Source organism: Ruegeria sp. YTSA144, assembly GCF_059610125.1.
In genome coordinates this window covers 230888-249770 of record NZ_JBXWNA010000003.1, presented here as the reverse complement: position 1 = coordinate 249770, position 18883 = coordinate 230888, and the positions used below count along the sequence as shown (strand labels likewise).

The following is an 18883-nucleotide window of genomic DNA, read 5'->3' as shown; positions in this document are numbered from 1 at the left end:
GGTCAAGCCGTGGCAAGCGCATCTGACAGGACCGAAAGAACCGCATCTTTCGGCACATCGGACGTCACGAACGCCTGTCCGATCCCACGCGCCAGAATAAACCGAAGCTGGCCGTCCACGACTTTCTTGTCTTGTCCCATCAGATCCACCAGCGTGTCGGCACTTGGCAATTCGCCCGGAATATCGGCCAGATCCGTTTTCATTCCCATCGCCCTCAGATGCGCGCGCACCCGGCTTGGATCCTCTTGCGAACACAGACCCAGCCGAGACGACAGTTCAAACGCCAGCGCACAGCCTATTGCCACACCTTCACCATGCAGAAGGCGGTCGGAATAGCCTGTTGCGGCCTCCAGAGCGTGGCAGAACGTGTGCCCCAGATTGAGAAGAGCCCGGTCGCCTTGTTCGGTTTCATCCCGCGCGACGATATCGGCTTTCATTTGCACTGAACGCGTTACCGCGCGCACGCGGGCCGCCATGTCACCCGAGGAAACGCTTGGCCCGTTCGCCTCTAGCCAATCAAAGAATTCCGCGTCGCCAAGCAAACCGTATTTCACGACCTCGCCATACCCGGACAAAAAATCTCGCTGGGTCATGGTCCCAAGGACAGAGGTGTCGGCCAGAACCAGAGACGGTTGATGAAACGCGCCAATCAGGTTTTTGCCCTGTGGTGCGTTGATGCCGGTCTTTCCACCAACCGAGCTGTCCACTTGCGCCAGCAAGGACGTTGGAATCTGCACAAAACGAACACCACGCCGCAAAACCGCCGCTGCAAAGCCTGCCAGGTCTCCGATGACGCCGCCGCCCAAGGCCACGACAACATCCCGGCGTTCGACTTTTTCAGCGAGCAACCACTCGACGGAGCGCTCGAAATGCGGCCAGCTTTTGGTTGCCTCTCCGGCGGGCAGCGCCAGCGCGGTCATCTCGATCCCCGCGGCATTCAGCCCGGCGCGCAGCGCCTCGAGATGCAGACCGGCCACGTTTTCATCGGTCAGAACCGCGACTTTTGGCCGGGCCAGAAGTGGAGATATCCAGCCCCCCGCCCGCGTCAGAAGATCCGGACCGATTTCAACATCATACGAACGGTCATCCAGGTCTACATGTACTGTTTGGTGCATTTATTTGAGTTCCAAAACATCAGGGCGTGTCATCAGGGCGTCGACAACGCGGCCTGCCATATTTTCGATCGAGGTCTCACCATCCGAATCCACAGCCAGATCGGCCTGAGCATAAACCGGCACGCGGGCCTCATAGAGGGCTTTCAATGTCGCATACGGATCGGCCGTGCGCAGCAGAGGACGGGTGTCTTTGTGGCGCACACGGTTCCACAGAACATTCAGGTCCGCGCGCAGCCAGACGGCAGCGCCCTTTTCGGCGATGATGCGACGGTTTTCCGGCTGGAGAAACGCCCCACCCCCCGTCGAGAGGATGCCTTTTTGTTCATCCAGCAAGCGCCTGATGACCTGCGATTCCTTGGCGCGAAAGAAAGGTTCGCCGTCACGTTCAAAGATTTCAGGAATCGTCATGTTGGCGGCTGATTCTATCTCGGCATCGCTGTCCAGAAACGGAACACCCAGCCGGGCAGCCAATGCGCGCCCCACCGCGGTCTTGCCAGCCCCCATCATACCCACCAGAACCACGGTTTTGTGCAGATCAAAGCCGCCCTGTGTGTCTGTCGAATGTGTGTTATGCTTAATTTCGCTCATTTAAACGTGAATGACGTGATCTTGGGAAAAATGCCAGTTATAACTTGGCCAAAATCAAAAATTGAGGCAGCGTGGCGCCATGGGCCGACTGATCAAATTCCTGATATATGTTCTTTGCCTGGTCTTCATTGGGCTGGTCGCCTATGCCTATATTGGCCCATTCTTTGGTGCGGATTTTTCTGCGCCTCAAAGTGAAATCCGCGAACCGGTCGTATTGGATGTCGACTAGACAGGCGCTGTTGGCGGTCTTTCTGGCGGGATCGGCACATGCGCAGACCCCGTTATCCGCGATCGAGTGGCTTGCGGATCCGCCGCAAAACCTGCCCGGAACCGTATTGCTGGAACCGCCGGTGGCACAGAACGGCGGATTGCCCGAAATTGAGGTCACGCCGCTTGAAGCGTTGTCGCAACCTTTGGGCCTGGTCGCATCATCCGTCACCGGGTTGCCCGTGGATTTGTGGCAAGGCAGCGATGCGAACCGGCTGGCGGAGCTGATCGCGAAGACGCCCGTTCGCGACAACCCGGCCATGCAACGCCTGTTGTTTACATTGCTTCTGTCGGAAACCCGCGCACCGGCGGGTCCTGATGCGCAAGAGGTCATGCTGCTGGCGCGGCTGGACCGTCTGATGCAACTGGGCGCGGCTGATCCCGTGCAATCGCTGGTTCAACTGGCCGGGCCGACCGATACACAGGATCGGTTTCAGCGCTGGTTTGACGCAACGCTGCTGACCGGCGATGAGGATCGCAGCTGCACCGCCCTTATCGCCGAACCGCACCTGTCAAAGGACTACGCCGCGCAAGTGTTCTGTAAAGCCCGGCGCGGAGATTGGGCATCGGCCGCGCTGACGCTTGAAGCCGCGCATGCCCTGGACATCCTGCCACCGGAAGAACTGGCGGTTCTGGATCGTTTTCTAAGCCCTGAACTCTATGAAGGCGCGGCTTATCTGCCCCAACCTGAAAACCCTGATCCATTGAGTTTCCGACTGTTCGAAGCGATCGGAGAACGGCTTCCGTCCGCCTCGTTGCCACGAGCTTTCGCCAACGCGGATCTTCGGGATGTGGCCGGATGGAAAGCACAGATCGAAGCCGCCGAACGGCTTACACGCATTGGCGCTTTGACGCCCAATCAATTGCTTGGACTTTATACCGAGCGGTCCCCGGCTGCGTCCGGCGCAGTTTGGGACCGGGTCGCGGCCATCCAACGATTTGAAAGTGCATTGGATACGCGAAACGCTGAAGCCATTGGAAAAACATTGCCACCGGTCTGGCAGCAGATGCGCAGCGTCGGGCTTGAAGTACCCTTCGCCGAATTGTTCGCCGAGCGTCTGTCGAAGGTTTCGCTGTCGGTGCCGGCAACTGAAAACCTGCGCTGGCGCATTCTGATGTTGTCTGACCTGTACGAACAGGCAGCACTATCCGCACCGGACAACTCGATCGATACCCTGTTTCTTGCGGCGCTGGCACAGGGTGATCCGGGGCGGGCGGTTTCTCCTTCTCCGTTGGCGGATGCGGTTTCTCAGGGGTTCGAATGGGCGGCGCCCGCACCCAACGACATTGACGCCTTGCTGGACAACGGTCAGCTTGGTGAAGCCATACTGGAAGCCATGCAGCTGTTTGCGCATGGTGCACGGGGCAATCTGGTGGATCTGACCGCAGCAATCGCAACCTTCCGACGCGTGGGCCTGGAAGACACCGCGCGGCGCGCCGCGTTGAGCCTGTTGATCCTGCAAGAGCGTTGAAGATGGCTATCCCGGCGACAAACGAACTTTGGATTTCGACCTTTCTACAGGCACAGGCCGCGGAACTTGGCGCGGCGACAAACACGTTGCTGGCCTATGGGCGCGACCTGAAGGACTTTGCGTCCTGGTTGGGGCACAGGGGATCCGGATTCAATCAGGCAGATCGTGATCAGATCGAAGCCTACCTGATCGACTGCGAGGCAGAGGGCTTGTCGCGCTCTACCCGCGCGCGGCGATTGTCAGCCATCAAACAGCTCTACCGATTTGCGTTCGAGGAAGGCTGGAACGAGACGAACCCCGCCATCCAGATCAAAGGTCCGGGACGGCAGAAGCGATTGCCCAAAACACTGGACGTGCCCGAAGTCGACCGTCTTCTTGATGCCGCCCGACAAACCGGGCGCAGCAAGGCCGATCGCATTCGCAATACCTGTTTGATGGAAGTTCTCTATGCCACCGGGATGCGCGTGACCGAACTTGTGTCCCTGCCCGTTTCCTCGGCCCGAGGCGATCCGCGCATGCTGTTGGTGCTGGGTAAAGGTGGCAAGGAACGCATGGTGCCCCTGTCCCCACCGGCGCGGGATGCTTTGGCCGCCTGGTTGACCGTACGGGACGAAGCCGAAGACCAGACCGTCGAGAAAGGCGGTCAAAGATCCCGCTTTCTGTTCCCGTCGCGCGGCAAGTCCGGCCACCTGACGCGGCACAGGTTCTTTCTGCTGGTCAAGGAACTGGCCGTTCAGGGTGGTGTTTCTCCCGAGAAAGTCACCCCGCATACCCTGCGTCACGCCTTTGCCACGCATCTGCTGGCCAACGGCGCTGACCTGCGTTCGATCCAGACTTTGTTGGGCCACGCCGACGTCGCAACGACCGAGATTTATACTCATGTTCTGGATGAACGGCTGACTGAACTGGTGTTGCAACACCACCCGCTGAGCAAAGACCCTGACGAAGACCGGGGCTAAGCCCTTGATCCAGCGGGGCGGCATCCCCATAACGGATGCATCACCCTAACCCACCAAGGACCAATGGAACCCTCACCTTCTCTGATCGACAGCACATTCTGGTTTACGTCAGGTGCGATCCTCTTGTTGCTCGTTTTGTCCGGCTTTTTTTCGGGTTCGGAAACAGCGCTCACAGCCTCTTCTCGCGGAAAACTGAGGGCTCAGGCCGACAAAGGATCACGCGGGGCGAAAAAGGCGCTAGAAATCACCGATGACAATGAACGCCTGATTGGATCGGTTCTTCTGGGCAACAACCTTGTCAACATCCTGGCGGCCTCGCTGGCGACGGCCTTGTTCACCCGGCTGTTCGGCGAAAGCGGCGTGGCATTGGCGACACTGGTCATGACTCTGCTGGTGCTGATCTTTGCCGAAGTGCTGCCAAAGACCTACGCCATCACCAATTCCGAAAAGGCCGCGGCGGCTGTCGCGCCGATTATCAGCGTCGTCGTGACGGTGTTTTCACCCATTGTGGCCGCGGTGCGGCTGCTGGTGCGCGGTGTGTTGCGTCTGTTCGGCGTGCAGATCGATCCCGACAGCAACATTCTGGCCGTGCGCGAAGAGATTGCCGGCGCTCTGCAACTTGGTCATTCCGAAGGCGTGGTCGAAAAAGAAGACCGCGACCGCATCTTGGGTGCGCTGGATCTAGGCGACCGGACGGTGGAAGAGATCATGCTGCACCGCTCGAATATCGAGATGATCGACGCCAATGCTGCCCCCGAGGCGATCCTGAAACAATGTCTGCAAAGCCCGCACACCCGCTTGCCTGTGTTCCGGGACGAGCCGGAAAACATCGTGGGTGTTGTCCACGCCAAGGACCTCTTTCGCGCCATGTATGCGCAGGCAGGCAGCAGCGACGGCGGGACCGACCGTTTGGCAAGCTTTGACATCGGAAAGGTGGCAAACGCCCCTTACTTTGTGCCCGAGACCACGACCTTGGACGACCAGATGCGGGAATTCCTGCGCATGCACAGCCATTTTGCGTTGGTTGTGGATGAATACGGGTCACTGCGGGGCCTGATCACGCTTGAAGATATTCTTGAAGAAATCGTGGGCGAGATCGCCGATGAGTTCGACATAGACGAAGAGGTGCCTGTAATACGCACCGAAGATGGCCAGTATCTGGTCGAAGGTTCCATGACGATCCGGGATGCCAACAGGGCACTGGACTGGTCTCTGCCGGATGACGAGGCGAACACACTTGCCGGCCTGGTGATTCACGAGGCACAGATGATCCCTGACGTCGGTCAGGTGTTTTCGTTCCACGGTTTCCGGTTCGAGGTCACGGCGCGTGAAGGCAACCGCATCACCGGATTGAAAGTGCGCCCCCTGTAACGCCTGCGATTTTTCCGAAACGTTCCGAGCACTGGCAAAGCGCCTGCCGTCAACTGAACGACCCAATGGCGCTGAACCGGGCGCGGATATTCCGATCATCGCACTGTCCGGCCCAAGCACGGAGCCGGGCACGACGGCCAGTTTGATCACCCCGGCTTGGTTTCAGCCGTGCAGTACAGTGAAAAAGCCGCCTTCAAGGCAGAAAAAAACCACTGGGCGATGCCGCACTGAAAAAGACGCAGGCCGCCGTTTTGTTTCGCTCGGTTATAGGTTTCGACGCGCTTTGGCTGTGCGAGAAGGCTCTGCAAATCCAAAGCTCGTGCAATACGTGACATGCGACACTTGTTGTCGCTAACAGACGAGTAATATTCCCATCGGCTCGACAGTTTTTCCAAAACCATAGGGAGGAACACTGTGAAAACCACCTGTCAGGTTGCCGTCATCGGAGGCGGCGTCGTCGGCTGTTCGGTGCTCTATCACCTCACCAAGCTGGGCTGGTCGGGCGTGATGCTGCTGGAGCGGTCCGAACTGACCAGCGGATCGACCTGGCATGCGGCGGGCGGGTTTCACACGCTGAACGGCGACACCAACATGGCCGCGCTGCAAGGCTATACCATCCGGCTGTACAAAGAGCTGGAAGAGATCACCGGCATGTCCTGCGGGCTGCACCATGTGGGCGGCATCACCCTGGCCGACAATCAGGACCGGTTCGACATGCTGCTGGCCGAACGCGCCAAGCACCGCTTCATGGGGCTGGAGACCGAGATCGTCGGCCCCGACGAAATCAGGAAGATCGCCCCCATCACCAACACCGACGGCATCATCGGCGCGCTGTATGATCCGCTGGACGGGCACCTCGACCCCTCGGGCACGACCCACGCCTATGCCAAGGCCGCGCGCATGGGCGGGGCCACGATCGAAACCCACTGCATGGTGCGCGAGACCAACCAGCGCCCCGACGGCACCTGGGACGTGGTCACCGACAAGGGCACCATCCACGCCGAGCATATCGTCAACGCCGGCGGCCTCTGGGCGCGCGAGGTGGGCGCGATGGCAGGCATCTACTTCCCTCTGCACCCGATGGAGCATCAATACCTCGTCACCGACAACGTCCCTCAGATCGAGGCGATCATCGACGCGGGTGGCGAGCATCCGCATGTGATGGACCCGGCTGGCGAAAGCTATTTGCGGCAAGAAGGGCGCGGGTTGTGCATCGGCTTTTACGAACAGCCCTGCAAACCCTGGGCTGTGGACGGTACGCCATGGGAGTTCGGGCACGAGCTGTTGCCGGATGATTTCGACAAAATTACCGACAGTATCGAGTTCGCCTATCGCCGCTTCCCGTTTCTGGCCGAAGCGGGCGTGAAGTCGGTGATCCACGGCCCCTTCACCTTTGCGCCTGACGGCAACCCGCTGGTCGGGCCGGTGCCGGGCGTGCGCAACTACTGGTCGGCCTGCGGCGTGATGGCCGGGTTCAGCCAGGGCGGCGGCGTCGGCCTGACGCTGGCGCAATGGATGATCGAAGGCGAGCCCGAGCGCGACGTCTTTGCCATGGACGTGGCCCGCTTCGGCGACTGGATCACCCCCGGCTATACCCGCCCCAAGGTGATTGAGAACTATCAGAAACGGTTCAGCGTCGCCTACCCGAACGAGGAGCTGCCCGCAGCACGCCCCAACCGCACCACGCCGATGTATGACATCTTTTCCGATCTGGGCGCGGTCTGGGGCCAGCAATACGGGCTCGAGGTCGCCAATTATTTCGCGCAAGAAGGAGAACCCGGCTATGAAACCCCGTCCTTCCGCCGCTCAGACGCGTTCGAGGCAACGGGCCGCGAGGTACGTGCCGTGCGCGAAGGCGTCGGCATCAACGAGGTGCACAATTTCGGCAAATACCTGATCACCGGCCCTCGCGCCCGCGACTGGCTGGATCGGATCATGGCCGGGCGCATCCCCGCCCCGGGCCGCCTGTCGCTGACGCCCATGCTGTCGCCCAAGGGCAAGCTGATCGGGGATTTTACCGTGTCGTGTCTGGCCGAGGAGGAGTTCCAACTCACCGCCTCATACGGCGCGCAAAACTTCCACATGCGTTGGTTCCGGCAGCATCAGCAAGACGGCGTAACCGTCGAGAATATCAGCGACAAACGCAACGGATTCCAGATTGCCGGCCCCAAGGCCCGCGAGGTTCTGGCCGCCTGCACCCGCGCTGATATCAGCGACATGCGCTTCATGGACGTGCGCCGCATGGGCGTGGGCATGACTGACTGCATCGTGCAGCGGGTCAGCTATACCGGCGATCTGGGGTTCGAGATCTATTGCGATCCGATGGCGCAGCGCCAGCTGTGGTGGACCCTGTGGCAGGCCGGCCAGCCGCACGGCATCACACCCTTCGGCATGCGCGCGATGATGAGCCTGCGGCTGGACAAGTTCTTCGGATCATGGATGCGCGAATTCTCACCCGACTACACGGCGGCCGAAACCGGGCTGGACCGGTTCATCGCCTTCAACAAGAGTGCGGACTTCATCGGCCGCCCCGCCGCCGAGGCGGAACGCGCAGAAGGCCCCGCGCGCAAGCTGGTGGCCTTCGAGGTTGATGCAGTCGATGCCGACGTGAACGCCTATGAACCGATCTGGCTCGACGGCAAGGTCGTGGGTTTTTGCACCTCGGGCGGTTATTCGCATTGTGCCCGAAGATCCGTCGCCATCGGTTTTCTGCCACCCGAACGCGCAACAGATGGGCTTGAAGCAAAGATCGAAATATTGGGCCAGATGCGCAAGGCAAAGGTCATCTCGACACCCTTGTTTGACGCAGACGGCGCCCGAATGAGGGGATGACTTGGGCGCGGGCCGACGGCATTGTACTGAAATGACTGAAATACCCATTATCCTTCTGGCGGCGGGCCAATCCAGCCGTATGGGCGGCATCGACAAATTGATTCAGCCGATCAACGGCATCCCGTTGGTCGCCCGCTCGGCAAGCGTGGCCTGCGCCGTGGGACCTGTGATCGTCGCCCTGCCCCCTGAACCAAATCCAAGATATGGCGCGCTTGATGGCATGGATGTTCAAATCGTTCCGGTCCGGGATGCGGCAGAAGGCATGAACGCCAGTTTGCGCGCCGCGATCCAAAAACTGCCGCCGGATGCTCCCGCCGCCATGGTTTTGCTGGCCGATCTTCCCGATCTGACGGAAGCTGACCTGGCAACAATCCTGAAAGCGCGACAAACCCATCCCGACAACCTGATCTGGCGTGGCACAACCGAGGATGGAAAGCCCGGTCATCCGGTGGTGTTTGACAGATCCCTTTTTGATCAACTGTCACAGTTGCAAGGGGACGACGGTGCCCAGGAGATCGTGCGAAAGTATCAAGACAGTGTTTATCTGCATCCCCTGCCCGGCCGAAACGCGCTGTTGGATCTGGATACCCCGGATGACTGGAAGGACTGGCACAGAAAACATGCCCTCTGAACAAACACGGCCCGGTCTTGTCGACCGGGCCGGTGCCCAAAACAGGACTACCACTTTGCTCAATCTCCAAAGCGCGGCCAGTGTGCTTTCAGAAACACCCCGGCTCTCAAACAGCCAAACCTAAACAAGACCCCCTCGTTAACACGCCGTTATCACTTATGGTGATCGAGTTAGCCGCCAGCGCCCCCTAGCGCTTTTGGCTCCCCTCACTTGGGCACCTTCATCCTCACCTATCCGATCGTTTGAAACAACGTAAAATTGGAAGGAAGGGTTAATTTGGGTCTTCTGCAAATGGCTTTTACGCAACATCGCGCCAAACTGAAATCAACCTTAAGGCGATCGACTGTTTTCACAAGCGGTAGCGATTCGGGATTAAGCGCAAACTTATTTGCCATTATCCGCAATCAAAAACATTTTTTTTGTGTCAAGCCATGTCTCGACCAAACCCACCCACAACCATTGGAAGAGCAGACCTTTTTCCCATCATTCGGAGGGATGATTGTCAACAAAACAAAACAAATTCAATGTTTTTGAAAGTTTGACGCCGTTTTTAGCAACAATCCTCCGATTCGCCCTGGTTCGGATCGGTGAAAATCCGCGAATCCCGATCAACGTCAACCGCAACACAACACCGACTTTGTGGCAAAATTAAGATTTATTAATTGATCAGTCAGGAAACGCCAATTCTGAGCAGGCATCTGTTGTCTCAACGCGCAGCCGCAACTGCGTGATGATAACAGGAGACACAAATGAGCATCCGCAAATCCTCGCTTCTACTTCCCCGCACATCCAACTGGGCAGGTGCCAGCGCGCTCGGCGCGGCCCTTCTGGCAACGACGGCCATGCCGTCCATGGCGGACGAGGCATTGGCTGATCTGGTTGAGACCGTTTCACCGTCGGTCGTGACCATCATCGCCGAACACGACGCAGCGCCGACCCCGGCCCAGGGTCAGAACTTTGACTTCGATGGGCACCCTTTTGGTGAATTCTTCAAACGCTTCGGCGGCCCGGAAGGGTTCAACATGCCGCAACGTGGCCCGTCCCAGGGCCTGGGCTCGGGATTTGTTCTGGATGAGGCCGGATACATCATCACCAATCACCATGTCGTCGACAATGCCTCGACCGTGACCGTGCGCCTCAGCGATGATCGCACCTTCGACGCCGAAGTGGTCGGAACGGATCCGCTGACGGATATCGCGGTTCTGAAAATCGACGCGGGGACTGACCTGCAAGCCGTGGAACTTGGCGACAGTGACGCAATCCGCGTGGGCGAAGACGTGGTCGCCATCGGCAATCCCTTCGGCCTGAGCTCGACCGTGACCACAGGCATCGTTTCGGCAAAGGGCCGCAACATCTCGGAAGGACCCTATGCAGAGTTCATCCAGACGGATGCGGCAATCAACAAGGGCAACTCGGGCGGCCCCCTGTTCAACATGGAAGGCGAAGTGGTTGGCGTGAACTCGGCCATCTATTCGCCCAGCGGTGGGTCGGTCGGTCTTGGATTTGCCGTCACGTCGAACATCGTTGAACACATCGCAGCCGATCTGCGGGATGACGGACAGGTGAGCCGCGGTTGGCTGGGCGTGTCGATCCAGAACGTAAGCCCGCAACTTGCGGCCGCGTTGGGAATCGAGGCTTCCTCGGGCGCGCTGGTCTCTGACGTGGTTGCAGGCAGCCCGGCAGATGGTGCCCTGAAGCAGGGAGACGTGATCCTGACCTTCAACGACGATGCCGTAGACTCCAGTGGTGATCTTCCCATCCTTGTGGGCACGACCAAGGTCGGCACCGACAGCACTCTGACCGTGTTGCGTGACGGCAAGATGGAAACGGTGACCTTGACGGTTGGCCAGCATCAGGCCGCATCGGCCGAGGCAGACAAACCGGTCGAGGCAGAAGTTGCGGGCACGACGCTGGGTGTGACCGTGGCCCCCCTGACCGAAGCGGTTCGGGCAGAAACCGGTGTTGCTGAAACTGTCGAGGGCGTCGTCGTCACCGACCTGAAGCCCGACAGCCCCGCGGCAAAGGCCGGCCTGAAGCGCGGCGATGTGATCGTCAAGCTCGGCAATCAGGACACTGTTACTCCGGACGCGCTGAAGGCGGCGCTGGACAGTGAGAAAACCGATCCTGCCCTGGTGCTGATCAACCGTGGCGGCAGCCAGATCTTCGTCGCGGTCGAACTGGCCTGACCCTGAACATGCGTGCGCCGCTTGATGGGGATTTTCGGCGCACGCCTCACCCGGCGGATCAGAGTTGTCCACTATCCGCCGGGCTTGCCGGGTGCCGGCCCAGCACCCGGCAAGAACTTCTTCTAACCATATGCTTTAGTTAAAATTTGTGATTAGATATCGGAAGAAAGGAGCCCGAGCATGAGCCGCCGTCTGTTGATCGTCGAAGATGATGCTGACACCAGGGACTTCATCGCCAAAGGTTTTGGCGAAGAAGGGTACGTGGTCGAAACCGCGGCTGACGGTCGTGAGGGGTTGTACCATGCCACGGATGGTGGGTTCGACGCCATTGTTCTTGACAGGATGCTGCCCGGTCTGGACGGGCTGTCGCTGATCAAGTCCATGCGGGCCGCCGGTTTGAAAACCCCGGTTTTGATGCTGACGGCGATGAGCGCCGTGGACGAAAGGGTCAAAGGGCTGCGCTCGGGCGCTGACGATTACCTGGTCAAGCCTTTTTCGTTTCAGGAACTGCACGCCAGAATCGAAGCCCTGTTGCGTCGCCCTCAGGAATCCGAAGAGACGCCGACTTTGACCTGCAAAGACCTTCAGATGGATTTGTTGACCCGCAAGGTCACACGCGATGGGCACGAGATCACCCTGACACCGCGTGAGTTTCAGATTCTCGAATTTTTCCTGCGCCGCAAAAACCGTGTGGTATCGCGCACCATGTTGCTTGAAGGCGTTTGGGATTATCATTTTGACCCGAACACCAACGTCGTCGACGTGCATATCTCGAAGTTGCGGCGCCAGTTGGACGAAGGCGGCGATGCCCCGTTGATTGAAACCGTCCGCGGAGCAGGTTACATGATGTCCGATGGATAACCTGCGGCTTTCGTTAAACAATTCAAGAACAAGGCTGGTCGCAACCAGCATGATTCTGAGCACGATTCTGACGGCATCAGTGCTTGCGTTCGTCTATGTGACCGCCAACCGAAGCATCGAGGCCGAGACCCGCTCGGTCGTATCAGCAGAGTTGACGGGGCTTGCAGATGAATACGAAAGACGCGGGCTGATTGGGTTGATCACTGCAATTGAGCGCCGTTTGCCCAGTGCCCCAGAGCGGGACGCGCTCTATCTTTTGACAGATCGGTTGGGCCTCAAACTTGCGGGCAATCTCAAGTCCTGGCCGGTGAACATTGCCGCCGGAAGCGGTTGGGTAGACTTGGAATTGCGCCGGGCAGACAATGATCAGTTCGTGTCCGTCTCAGCCGCATCGATCCGCCTGCCGGGCGGTGAGCGCCTTCTGGTTGGGCGGGATGCTACGTCACGCCAGCAATTCGACAGGGTTCTGTTTCGCTCGGTTGCGTTGGCGCTTGGGATTGCATTGGTTCTCAGCGTCATCACCGGCTGGTTGTTCACGCGGTTGGTATTCTCGCGCCTTTCGGATATTGCCAGCACGGCCGAGAATATCGTTTCAGGCGATCTGTCAAAGAGGATGCCGCTGCGCGGAACCGGGGACGAATTCGATCAGGTTTCGGGCACGTTGAACAACATGCTTGACCGGATCGAGGAATTGATCAGCAACCTTCGGACCACCTCGAATTCCATAGCACATGATCTTCGCTCGCCTTTGTCTCGTCTGCGGCAAAGGGTCGAGGCCCTCTCTGAACCTGGCAAAAGCGATCTGGATCGCGAGATCGACATTGCACGGGCGACGGGTGAAATTGATCACGTCCTGCGCGTGCTGGGGCAACTCACTGAAATCTCGCGGGCCGAGGCCGGTCTGGGGCGCGAGCAATTCGAAACCATAGATTTGCAGCAACTTGTTGGCGATGTTGTCGAGCTTTATGAGCCGGTCGCCGCCGATCAAGGTGTGCAACTTGAAGTCAGGGGTTCCGCCCCTGCCATTCAGGGGCACCGGCCGCTTCTGTCGCAAGCTCTTTCCAATCTGTTGGAAAACGCAATGCGCTACGCGCCGGAACATACTACGATCACGATCTCGATCGGTTCTCGCGACGGTTTCACCCAACTGAGCGTCAGGGATCGTGGCCCCGGCGTTCCGCCCGAAGAACTGGATCGCCTTCAGCTTCCCTTCGTGACACTTGATCCCGCGCGGACGGAACGCAATGCAGGTTTGGGCCTGGCGCTGGTGGCCGCAATTTCACATATGCACGGTGGGAAATTTGCCGCCCGGAACTGCGATCCCGGGCTGGAAACCACGATCAATCTGGCACAACAGCGTTAATCCGGAACACCGTGTATCGCCATGGTCTTGTTCTTGTAACGCGTGTCGGCGGTGACATCCGCGCCGAACCAATCCGGTGGCACGTATCCTTTGGCCTGCTCCTCCGAGGTGAACTCCACCTCGACCAGACGCAACGGCGCCAGATCGCCAGAAAAAACGTCCAGCTCGAACAACAGACCATCGGGCAAATGGCCGGTGTAGCGCTCTTTTTCAACCCTGCGCCCTTCCGTTTCCGGCCAGAAGGTTTCGAACTGATCCGCGGTGATCTCGGCCTCGCGCTCTACCCGGACCAGGCCACCAACCCCTTTCAAGGTCAGGAAATACGCATCGTTCTTTTGCCTCAGCCGCAGCTCGGTGGAATCGTCGGGCGCGGTCAGATAACCCTGTCTTACAACGGCTTTTTTCGCTTTGCTCAGGTCCGGCAGGTTTGAAACCAGAAACTTGCGTTCGATTTCCTTGCTCATTGGTTCGAAATCACTCCGTTTTCCAGCTCTTCAAACAGCGCCCTGTAAGACGCACAAGACGCACTGCGCCCGGCATAGGTACAGACCGGCGCACGATACTGACCCATCTTTTCGATATCCGCGGCGAAAGGAACCACCGTCTGCAAAAAGCGTTTTGGATACAGCTTGCGCATCGCCTTCATGGTTTCCTGATGCAAAACCTTCCGGTGTTGTACCATCGAAAAAAAGGCCCGCAGTTTTTTCTTGCGCAGCTTGTGTTGTTCAAAAAAGCTCACCAGCTGATCGAAACTCCGCTCGGACAGGGGCGTCGGAATGACCGGCACGACGATTTCATCGGCAGCTTTGAAGATATTCTCGGACAGGGTCGAAAAATTGGGCGGGCAATCCAGAATGATCACGTCATAGTCGCTGCCCGCGGCAATCAAAGCTTTTTTCAACCGCGAGCGTTTGTTTCGCATCCGCGACAGGAACACGTCGAAGTCGCGGAAGGTCAGGTTCGCCGGAAGAACGTCCAGCCCTTCGAAATCGCTGGCCCGGATTGCCTTGGTAAACCGTTCCACATCTTCGAAAAACCGCGCATCCGTCAGCTTTTTCGAAGGCTTCACCCGAAAGTAGAACCCCGATGCGCCCTGGGGGTCGAGATCACACAACAGCACCTGTTGCCCCGCCTGCGCATAGGAATAAGCAAGGTTCACCGAAGTTGCGGTTTTGCCGACACCGCCCTTGTTGCTGTAACAGGCAATGATCTTCATTCCTCACTCCTTTTGTCGGTGAAACAAGGTCCGGAACAAGTGCCGGGTTTCCGGCCCGTCGAATTTCTGAAAGCTGGCAATCACGCGGCTCCGCTCGGCCTTTTGGCGTTGATCCAGAACCGCAATCAATCCCCCCACGGCCAGACCCATCCGCGCATCCACATGACCCCGCGTGTCGCTGTGTTGCGCGACAAAAGCCAACAAGGACTTTTGCTGAACAGAGCAGTCGTTGAACACGCCCAGATTGTCCTGTAGCTTTTTCAATGGCTTGATGATGTTCTTGAAGCTCTTTTCATCGAACAGAGGCCCAAATATCTCCATCAGATAACGCAGTTTCTTGCAATCAATACGAAGGTCATGCACGGTTTCGTCCGGAGTCTCGTCGGTGATGCCGCGTGCGGTTTTGCAGACTTTTCGATACCGTTTCCAGATCAATGCGCACGCATATTCATGTGCTGCCCGTTTCGCGTTAGATCCGGGCGTCAGGCGATCCGATCCGTTGAACATCGCCGTCAGATCGGACATACGGGCGTTGTATTCGTCACTGCGCAACCGGCGGGACAAACGTGACAGCTCCTTGGCGCGCTCCTCCTCGAAAAGGTCGAACATCTCTTGCAGGCCCGCGTGAAGACTGGGCGGTACCAGACTGAAGTATTTATCTTTTTCCAGAAGATAGACATCCAGATCACGCATGCGCCCGGTGGCGTCCATGAGATCGGAAAAGACACGTTTCAATTGCACTGTCTGCGCGTCTGAAAAAACGCCTTTGAACAGGCTGATCACGGATCGGACCTTCCGCAGAGACACCCGGTAATCATGCAGAAATTCCGTGTCGATATCGGCGATTATTCCTTCTTCGTTTTGCCGGGCAACTTTCAGATAGGTTTGAATGATATCTGCCGCGACCTGAATGGATGGCTCAGCTTTTCCCAACTGGATTTCTGGCTTGGCGCGATAGGCAGCCATGCCCGGGAAAAGCCCGGCGTAAAACGCTTCTACACCCGCCTGCCCCTCGCACGCGGTGGAAATCGCGGTGTTCACCTTTTGGAATTCTTTCTTATACCCCCGCAGCCGCTGAAGCTGAACGATTGCTGCCTGACCCGTCTGCGAAGACAGGCACCAGACCGTTCCCCTGACCAGCGTTTTGTCAAGCTCATCCAATACGGCGAGGGATTTCACCTGAATCTCCCCGGCTCCGATCTGCATCAGCGCGCGCAGTTTGGGGAAACCCTTCAAAGCCGCTTTCACGGGGCCCTGCGGTAGCTCTTGAACAAACCGTCCCTGCCCCTTGCAGCGTTGAGACAGCGGCGCACGGCCATTTCGAAAAAGCCACAGTGTTTCTCCGACCTCAAGCAGAACACGACCTGAATTCCGCAACGATTGATCGTGGCAATCCAAAAGCACGAAAGATCTCGATTCCGTCGGTGGGCCGATCCTGATCGCAAACCCGGGAATGAGCTTTTCAACAAGCGACTGGTCAATGGATTGGGACAGAATGCACTGAATACCTGAAGGTTCGGTCATGATCCACCAATCCGGGGCGTTTTCAGGTATTCATTGACGCTGGTCTCAACGATCTTCGGCACGTTGGTTCCTTCTTCGACGGTTCTGATCCTTCATCACGTTCAGCCTATTCGGCTGTTACCTTGGCCAGCAGACTGTCTGGCCCTGGACCGACCCGCTTTTTGGTGTCTTTCGGCTATTGAAACCCGGACCGCCGAGGCAGCATGACCTCATGAGAGCGGAAACACCACAAGACAGCAAGACATTATGTTTCGACAATGCGCAAACATGGGTGACAGACCCCGGAGGTGCAATTAAGACAGGCTCATGAGCGATCCGGTTTCTTCGATCCGCAACCTTGGCCCGGCTTTCGAGCAGGCCTGCGCGCGTGCCGGCATCCACTCGGCTGATGAACTGCGAGAGCTGGGAGCGGATGAGGCCTATGCCCGGCTTTTGCGGGCTGGCACCAAAGCACATTTCATCGGCTACTATGTTTTGGTGATGGGGCTTCAGGGACGCCCCTGGAATGATTGCAAGGGTGAAGAGAAAAAGAAGCTGCGACAGCGTTTCGACGCGATCAAGGCCGGCAACAGCGCCGCGCCGGAAAACCGGATGGTTGCTGATCTGGATGCCATCGGGGTCCGCGTTGCACCCAAAGATCTAAAGCAGGTCTGAAAAAAAAAGGCCGCCCCTGACGGAGCGGCCCGATCTTTCGGCATTAAACCGGCTTAGCCGACCAGTTCGATGCCCGAGAAGAAATATGCGATCTCAACAGCCGCGGTTTCCGGTGCATCCGAACCATGGACCGAGTTTTCGCCAACCGATTCAGCAAATTCCGCACGGATGGTGCCGGGTGCTGCGTCCGCCGGGTTGGTTGCGCCCATGACTTCGCGGTTCTTGGCAATGGCACCTTCGCCTTCCAGAACCTGAACAATGACCGGAGCCGACGACATGAACTCGCACAGTTCGTCGTAGAACGGACGCTCGGCATGAACTTCGTAGAACTTGCCGGCTTGTTCCTTGGTCATGTGGATGCGCTTCTGCGCAATGATGCGCAGGCCAGCTTCCTCGAACTTGGCATTGATCTTGCCGGTCAGGTTGCGGCGGGTTGCATCGGGTTTGATGATCGAAAAAGTGCGTTCCAGTGCCATATCGGGCCTCTCCTTGGTCTGACGGCGCGGGCTGGGCCGCGCGAAATTCATCGCGCGCCGCCTAACACGGTATTTCGCCGGTGAAAAGTGGAATGATGGCGCGATTGCGCCTTTGGGCGTCAGATTGCGTCGGGAAGCGGGTCTCGTGCATCCACCCAACGGACATACAGAACCGCCAGAAGACCCAGAAAGCTGCTGGCTGCCATCATCGACAGCACCAGATACGGGCCGTTCTCGGGGCTGACCGCCGCTCCGGTAATCGAAGTGATGACCGCACCGAGCGCGACGATCAGGGCCCCTGAAAGGCCCGCCGCGCTGCCGGCCAGTTTCGGTCGAACCGACATGACGCCCGCAGACGCGTTAGCGTTCGTCAAACCGTTTCCAAAACCAACAAAGATGGCTGATCCAAAAAACACCCAAACCGACCCCATCCCACCTAAAAACAGCAACAGCCCGCAGAACGGCCCGACCGAGGCGATGATACGTCCGGCCAGAATCATCGTCGTCAACCGAGTACGCGCGGCGATCCGACCCGTCACGAAATTGCCGACCATGAAACCGCCGGTGATGATTCCGATCCCCAGGCCCAGCGTCGCGGGGCTCAGATCGAACCAGGCGGCGGCCACCAGGGGCGCCCCGGTGATGAAACTGTAGAATCCCCCGATCGAGAATGCCGCGCACAACGCGTAGCCCCAGAACCGCCGGGCACGAAACAGGTGCGGGTATTCGCGCATCTGCGCAGCGAAGGTGGCCGACCGGTTGTGGTTGGTCTCGCCCATGTCCGCCCAGAGCAGCGTCAGCAGCGCCGCCCCTGCAACAGTGTAAAAGACGAACCCGGCCCGCCACCCGAACAGCATGTCCAAACTGCCGCCCAGCATAGGGCCCAGCATCGGTGCCAAAGCCATCGCCATGGCGACATATCCCAGCTTGCTGGCCGCCTCGTTGGGCGGAAACTGGTCGCGGATCGACGCGGCAGACAGCACCGAGCCCCCGACCACGGCGGCCTGCATCAGACGGAACCCCAGAAAGGTCCAGATCGATTCCGCCAGAACACAACCCAGTGACGCCGCCACGAAAACCGTCATGCAGACCAAGAGAACCGGCCTGCGCCCGAACCGGTCGGACATCGGCCCAAGGATCAGTTGCAGAACCGCGGAAACCGCCAGGTAGCCCGCGATGGACAGGTTCACCAGTGCATAATCCGCGCGAAAATCGACCGCCATGTTGGCAAGAGACGGCAGAAACATGTTCAGCGACAGCACCGACAGACCGGTCGCAAGGACAAGGGTCACCAAAGAGGGCGAAGTCTGTGCCGCGCGCATACCAACTACCGTTTTGCGTTCCCGAGACGGCTACCACATGCGGGTC

18 protein-coding genes are annotated in these 18883 nt (G+C 58.6%); 10 read left to right on the top strand and 8 right to left on the bottom strand.

The window, feature by feature from the left end; translation table 11 throughout:
• Positions 1-2 precede the first annotated feature (2 nt).
• A complete protein-coding gene (aroB, locus tag AC2FF8_RS10030) occupies positions 3-1115 on the bottom strand; it encodes a 3-dehydroquinate synthase (RefSeq protein WP_496879591.1) in 1113 nt (370 codons plus the stop codon).
• Positions 1116-1703 (bottom strand): shikimate kinase, encoded by a 588-nt coding sequence (locus AC2FF8_RS10025; protein WP_170344605.1) that lies wholly within the window; start codon positions 1701-1703, stop codon positions 1116-1118.
• Positions 1704-1782: 79 nt separating this feature from the next.
• Here AC2FF8_RS10025 and AC2FF8_RS10020 point away from each other — a divergent pair, with 79 nt between their 5' ends.
• From AC2FF8_RS10020 to AC2FF8_RS10005, 4 genes are all read left to right on the top strand, one after another.
• Positions 1783-1932 (top strand): hypothetical protein, encoded by a 150-nt coding sequence (locus tag AC2FF8_RS10020; RefSeq protein ID WP_257600588.1) that lies wholly within the window; start codon positions 1783-1785, stop codon positions 1930-1932.
• On the top strand, positions 1922-3442 hold the full coding sequence (locus AC2FF8_RS10015; protein WP_257600587.1) for a hypothetical protein: 1521 nt from the start codon (positions 1922-1924) through the stop codon (positions 3440-3442). The genes AC2FF8_RS10020 and AC2FF8_RS10015 overlap by 11 nt, the downstream gene beginning before the upstream one ends.
• A 2-nt stretch (positions 3443-3444) precedes the next feature.
• Positions 3445-4401: a site-specific tyrosine recombinase XerD gene (locus AC2FF8_RS10010; RefSeq protein ID WP_496879590.1), complete on the top strand. Its 957-nt coding sequence runs from the start codon at positions 3445-3447 to the stop codon at positions 4399-4401.
• Positions 4402-4464: 63 nt separating this feature from the next.
• The gene (locus AC2FF8_RS10005; protein WP_170344609.1) at positions 4465-5772 is read left to right on the top strand and encodes an HlyC/CorC family transporter; all 1308 of its coding nucleotides are present in this window, start codon (positions 4465-4467) and stop codon (positions 5770-5772) included.
• A gap of 146 nt (positions 5773-5918) precedes the next feature.
• Here the strand turns inward: AC2FF8_RS10005 and AC2FF8_RS10000 are convergent, their stop codons facing one another.
• Entirely contained in the window at positions 5919-6107 is a 189-nt protein-coding gene (locus AC2FF8_RS10000; RefSeq protein WP_496879589.1) for a hypothetical protein, read from the bottom strand.
• A gap of 79 nt (positions 6108-6186) precedes the next feature.
• Here AC2FF8_RS10000 and AC2FF8_RS09995 point away from each other — a divergent pair, with 79 nt between their 5' ends.
• The 5 genes from AC2FF8_RS09995 (at position 6187) to AC2FF8_RS09975 (ending at position 13645) form a co-directional block, all read left to right on the top strand.
• The gene (locus AC2FF8_RS09995; RefSeq protein WP_496879588.1) at positions 6187-8604 is read left to right on the top strand and encodes a GcvT family protein; all 2418 of its coding nucleotides are present in this window, start codon (positions 6187-6189) and stop codon (positions 8602-8604) included.
• A gap of 31 nt (positions 8605-8635) precedes the next feature.
• Positions 8636-9235 (top strand): nucleotidyltransferase family protein, encoded by a 600-nt coding sequence (locus AC2FF8_RS09990; RefSeq protein WP_496879587.1) that lies wholly within the window; start codon positions 8636-8638, stop codon positions 9233-9235.
• Positions 9236-9984: 749 nt separating this feature from the next.
• Positions 9985-11421, top strand: a complete 1437-nt coding sequence (locus AC2FF8_RS09985) for a DegQ family serine endoprotease (RefSeq protein ID WP_425078138.1) — start codon at positions 9985-9987, stop codon at positions 11419-11421.
• A 180-nt stretch (positions 11422-11601) separates the two neighbouring features.
• A complete protein-coding gene (locus AC2FF8_RS09980) occupies positions 11602-12282 on the top strand; it encodes a response regulator transcription factor (RefSeq protein ID WP_152457754.1) in 681 nt (226 codons plus the stop codon).
• A gap of 49 nt (positions 12283-12331) precedes the next feature.
• The gene (locus AC2FF8_RS09975; protein WP_480684474.1) at positions 12332-13645 is read left to right on the top strand and encodes an ATP-binding protein; all 1314 of its coding nucleotides are present in this window, start codon (positions 12332-12334) and stop codon (positions 13643-13645) included.
• Here AC2FF8_RS09975 and AC2FF8_RS09970 read toward each other — a convergent pair.
• The 3 genes from AC2FF8_RS09970 to AC2FF8_RS09960 are packed head-to-tail and all read right to left on the bottom strand — an operon-like array spanning position 13642 to position 16385.
• The gene (locus AC2FF8_RS09970; RefSeq protein WP_257600581.1) at positions 13642-14109 is read right to left on the bottom strand and encodes a CYTH domain-containing protein; all 468 of its coding nucleotides are present in this window, start codon (positions 14107-14109) and stop codon (positions 13642-13644) included. The two genes, AC2FF8_RS09975 and AC2FF8_RS09970, sit on opposite strands and share 4 nt — an antisense overlap.
• Positions 14106-14861, bottom strand: a complete 756-nt coding sequence (locus AC2FF8_RS09965; protein WP_425078134.1) for a ParA family protein — start codon at positions 14859-14861, stop codon at positions 14106-14108. The genes AC2FF8_RS09970 and AC2FF8_RS09965 overlap by 4 nt, the downstream gene beginning before the upstream one ends.
• A gap of 3 nt (positions 14862-14864) precedes the next feature.
• Complete coding sequence (locus AC2FF8_RS09960) at positions 14865-16385, bottom strand: CHAD domain-containing protein (protein ID WP_496879586.1); 1521 nt, start codon at positions 16383-16385, stop codon at positions 14865-14867.
• 306 nt (positions 16386-16691) lie between these two features.
• On the opposite strand from AC2FF8_RS09960, the gene AC2FF8_RS09955 reads away from it, so the two are divergent.
• Complete coding sequence (locus AC2FF8_RS09955) at positions 16692-17039, top strand: TfoX/Sxy family protein (protein WP_210092247.1); 348 nt, start codon at positions 16692-16694, stop codon at positions 17037-17039.
• A gap of 53 nt (positions 17040-17092) precedes the next feature.
• Here AC2FF8_RS09955 and ndk read toward each other — a convergent pair whose 3' ends face one another.
• Positions 17093-17515, bottom strand: coding sequence for a nucleoside-diphosphate kinase (gene ndk / locus AC2FF8_RS09950; RefSeq protein WP_496879585.1), 423 nt, complete (start codon positions 17513-17515; stop codon positions 17093-17095).
• A gap of 119 nt (positions 17516-17634) precedes the next feature.
• A complete protein-coding gene (locus AC2FF8_RS09945) occupies positions 17635-18837 on the bottom strand; it encodes a multidrug effflux MFS transporter (RefSeq protein ID WP_496879584.1) in 1203 nt (400 codons plus the stop codon).
• Positions 18838-18883: the final 46 nt, after the last annotated feature.

What these genes read in the sequence shown, in the direction of transcription:
- AC2FF8_RS10025 (WP_170344605.1), bottom strand. Translation starts at nt 1,703, where the DNA reads ATGAGCGAAATTAAGCATAACACACATTCGACAGACACACAGGGCGGC.
- AC2FF8_RS10015 (WP_257600587.1), top strand. Translation starts at nt 1,922, where the DNA reads ATGTCGACTAGACAGGCGCTGTTGGCGGTCTTTCTGGCGGGATCGGCA.
- AC2FF8_RS09985 (WP_425078138.1), top strand. Translation starts at nt 9,985, where the DNA reads ATGAGCATCCGCAAATCCTCGCTTCTACTTCCCCGCACATCCAACTGG.
- AC2FF8_RS09960 (WP_496879586.1), bottom strand. Translation starts at nt 16,385, where the DNA reads ATGACCGAACCTTCAGGTATTCAGTGCATTCTGTCCCAATCCATTGAC.
- aroB (WP_496879591.1), bottom strand. Translation starts at nt 1,115, where the DNA reads ATGCACCAAACAGTACATGTAGACCTGGATGACCGTTCGTATGATGTT.
- AC2FF8_RS10020 (WP_257600588.1), top strand. Translation starts at nt 1,783, where the DNA reads ATGGGCCGACTGATCAAATTCCTGATATATGTTCTTTGCCTGGTCTTC.
- AC2FF8_RS09980 (WP_152457754.1), top strand. Translation starts at nt 11,602, where the DNA reads ATGAGCCGCCGTCTGTTGATCGTCGAAGATGATGCTGACACCAGGGAC.
- AC2FF8_RS10005 (WP_170344609.1), top strand. Translation starts at nt 4,465, where the DNA reads ATGGAACCCTCACCTTCTCTGATCGACAGCACATTCTGGTTTACGTCA.
- AC2FF8_RS09975 (WP_480684474.1), top strand. Translation starts at nt 12,332, where the DNA reads ATGATTCTGAGCACGATTCTGACGGCATCAGTGCTTGCGTTCGTCTAT.
- AC2FF8_RS09945 (WP_496879584.1), bottom strand. Translation starts at nt 18,837, where the DNA reads ATGCGCGCGGCACAGACTTCGCCCTCTTTGGTGACCCTTGTCCTTGCG.
- AC2FF8_RS10010 (WP_496879590.1), top strand. Translation starts at nt 3,445, where the DNA reads ATGGCTATCCCGGCGACAAACGAACTTTGGATTTCGACCTTTCTACAG.
- AC2FF8_RS09970 (WP_257600581.1), bottom strand. Translation starts at nt 14,109, where the DNA reads ATGAGCAAGGAAATCGAACGCAAGTTTCTGGTTTCAAACCTGCCGGAC.
- AC2FF8_RS09955 (WP_210092247.1), top strand. Translation starts at nt 16,692, where the DNA reads ATGAGCGATCCGGTTTCTTCGATCCGCAACCTTGGCCCGGCTTTCGAG.
- ndk (WP_496879585.1), bottom strand. Translation starts at nt 17,515, where the DNA reads ATGGCACTGGAACGCACTTTTTCGATCATCAAACCCGATGCAACCCGC.
- AC2FF8_RS10000 (WP_496879589.1), bottom strand. Translation starts at nt 6,107, where the DNA reads ATGTCACGTATTGCACGAGCTTTGGATTTGCAGAGCCTTCTCGCACAG.
- AC2FF8_RS09990 (WP_496879587.1), top strand. Translation starts at nt 8,636, where the DNA reads ATGACTGAAATACCCATTATCCTTCTGGCGGCGGGCCAATCCAGCCGT.
- AC2FF8_RS09965 (WP_425078134.1), bottom strand. Translation starts at nt 14,861, where the DNA reads ATGAAGATCATTGCCTGTTACAGCAACAAGGGCGGTGTCGGCAAAACC.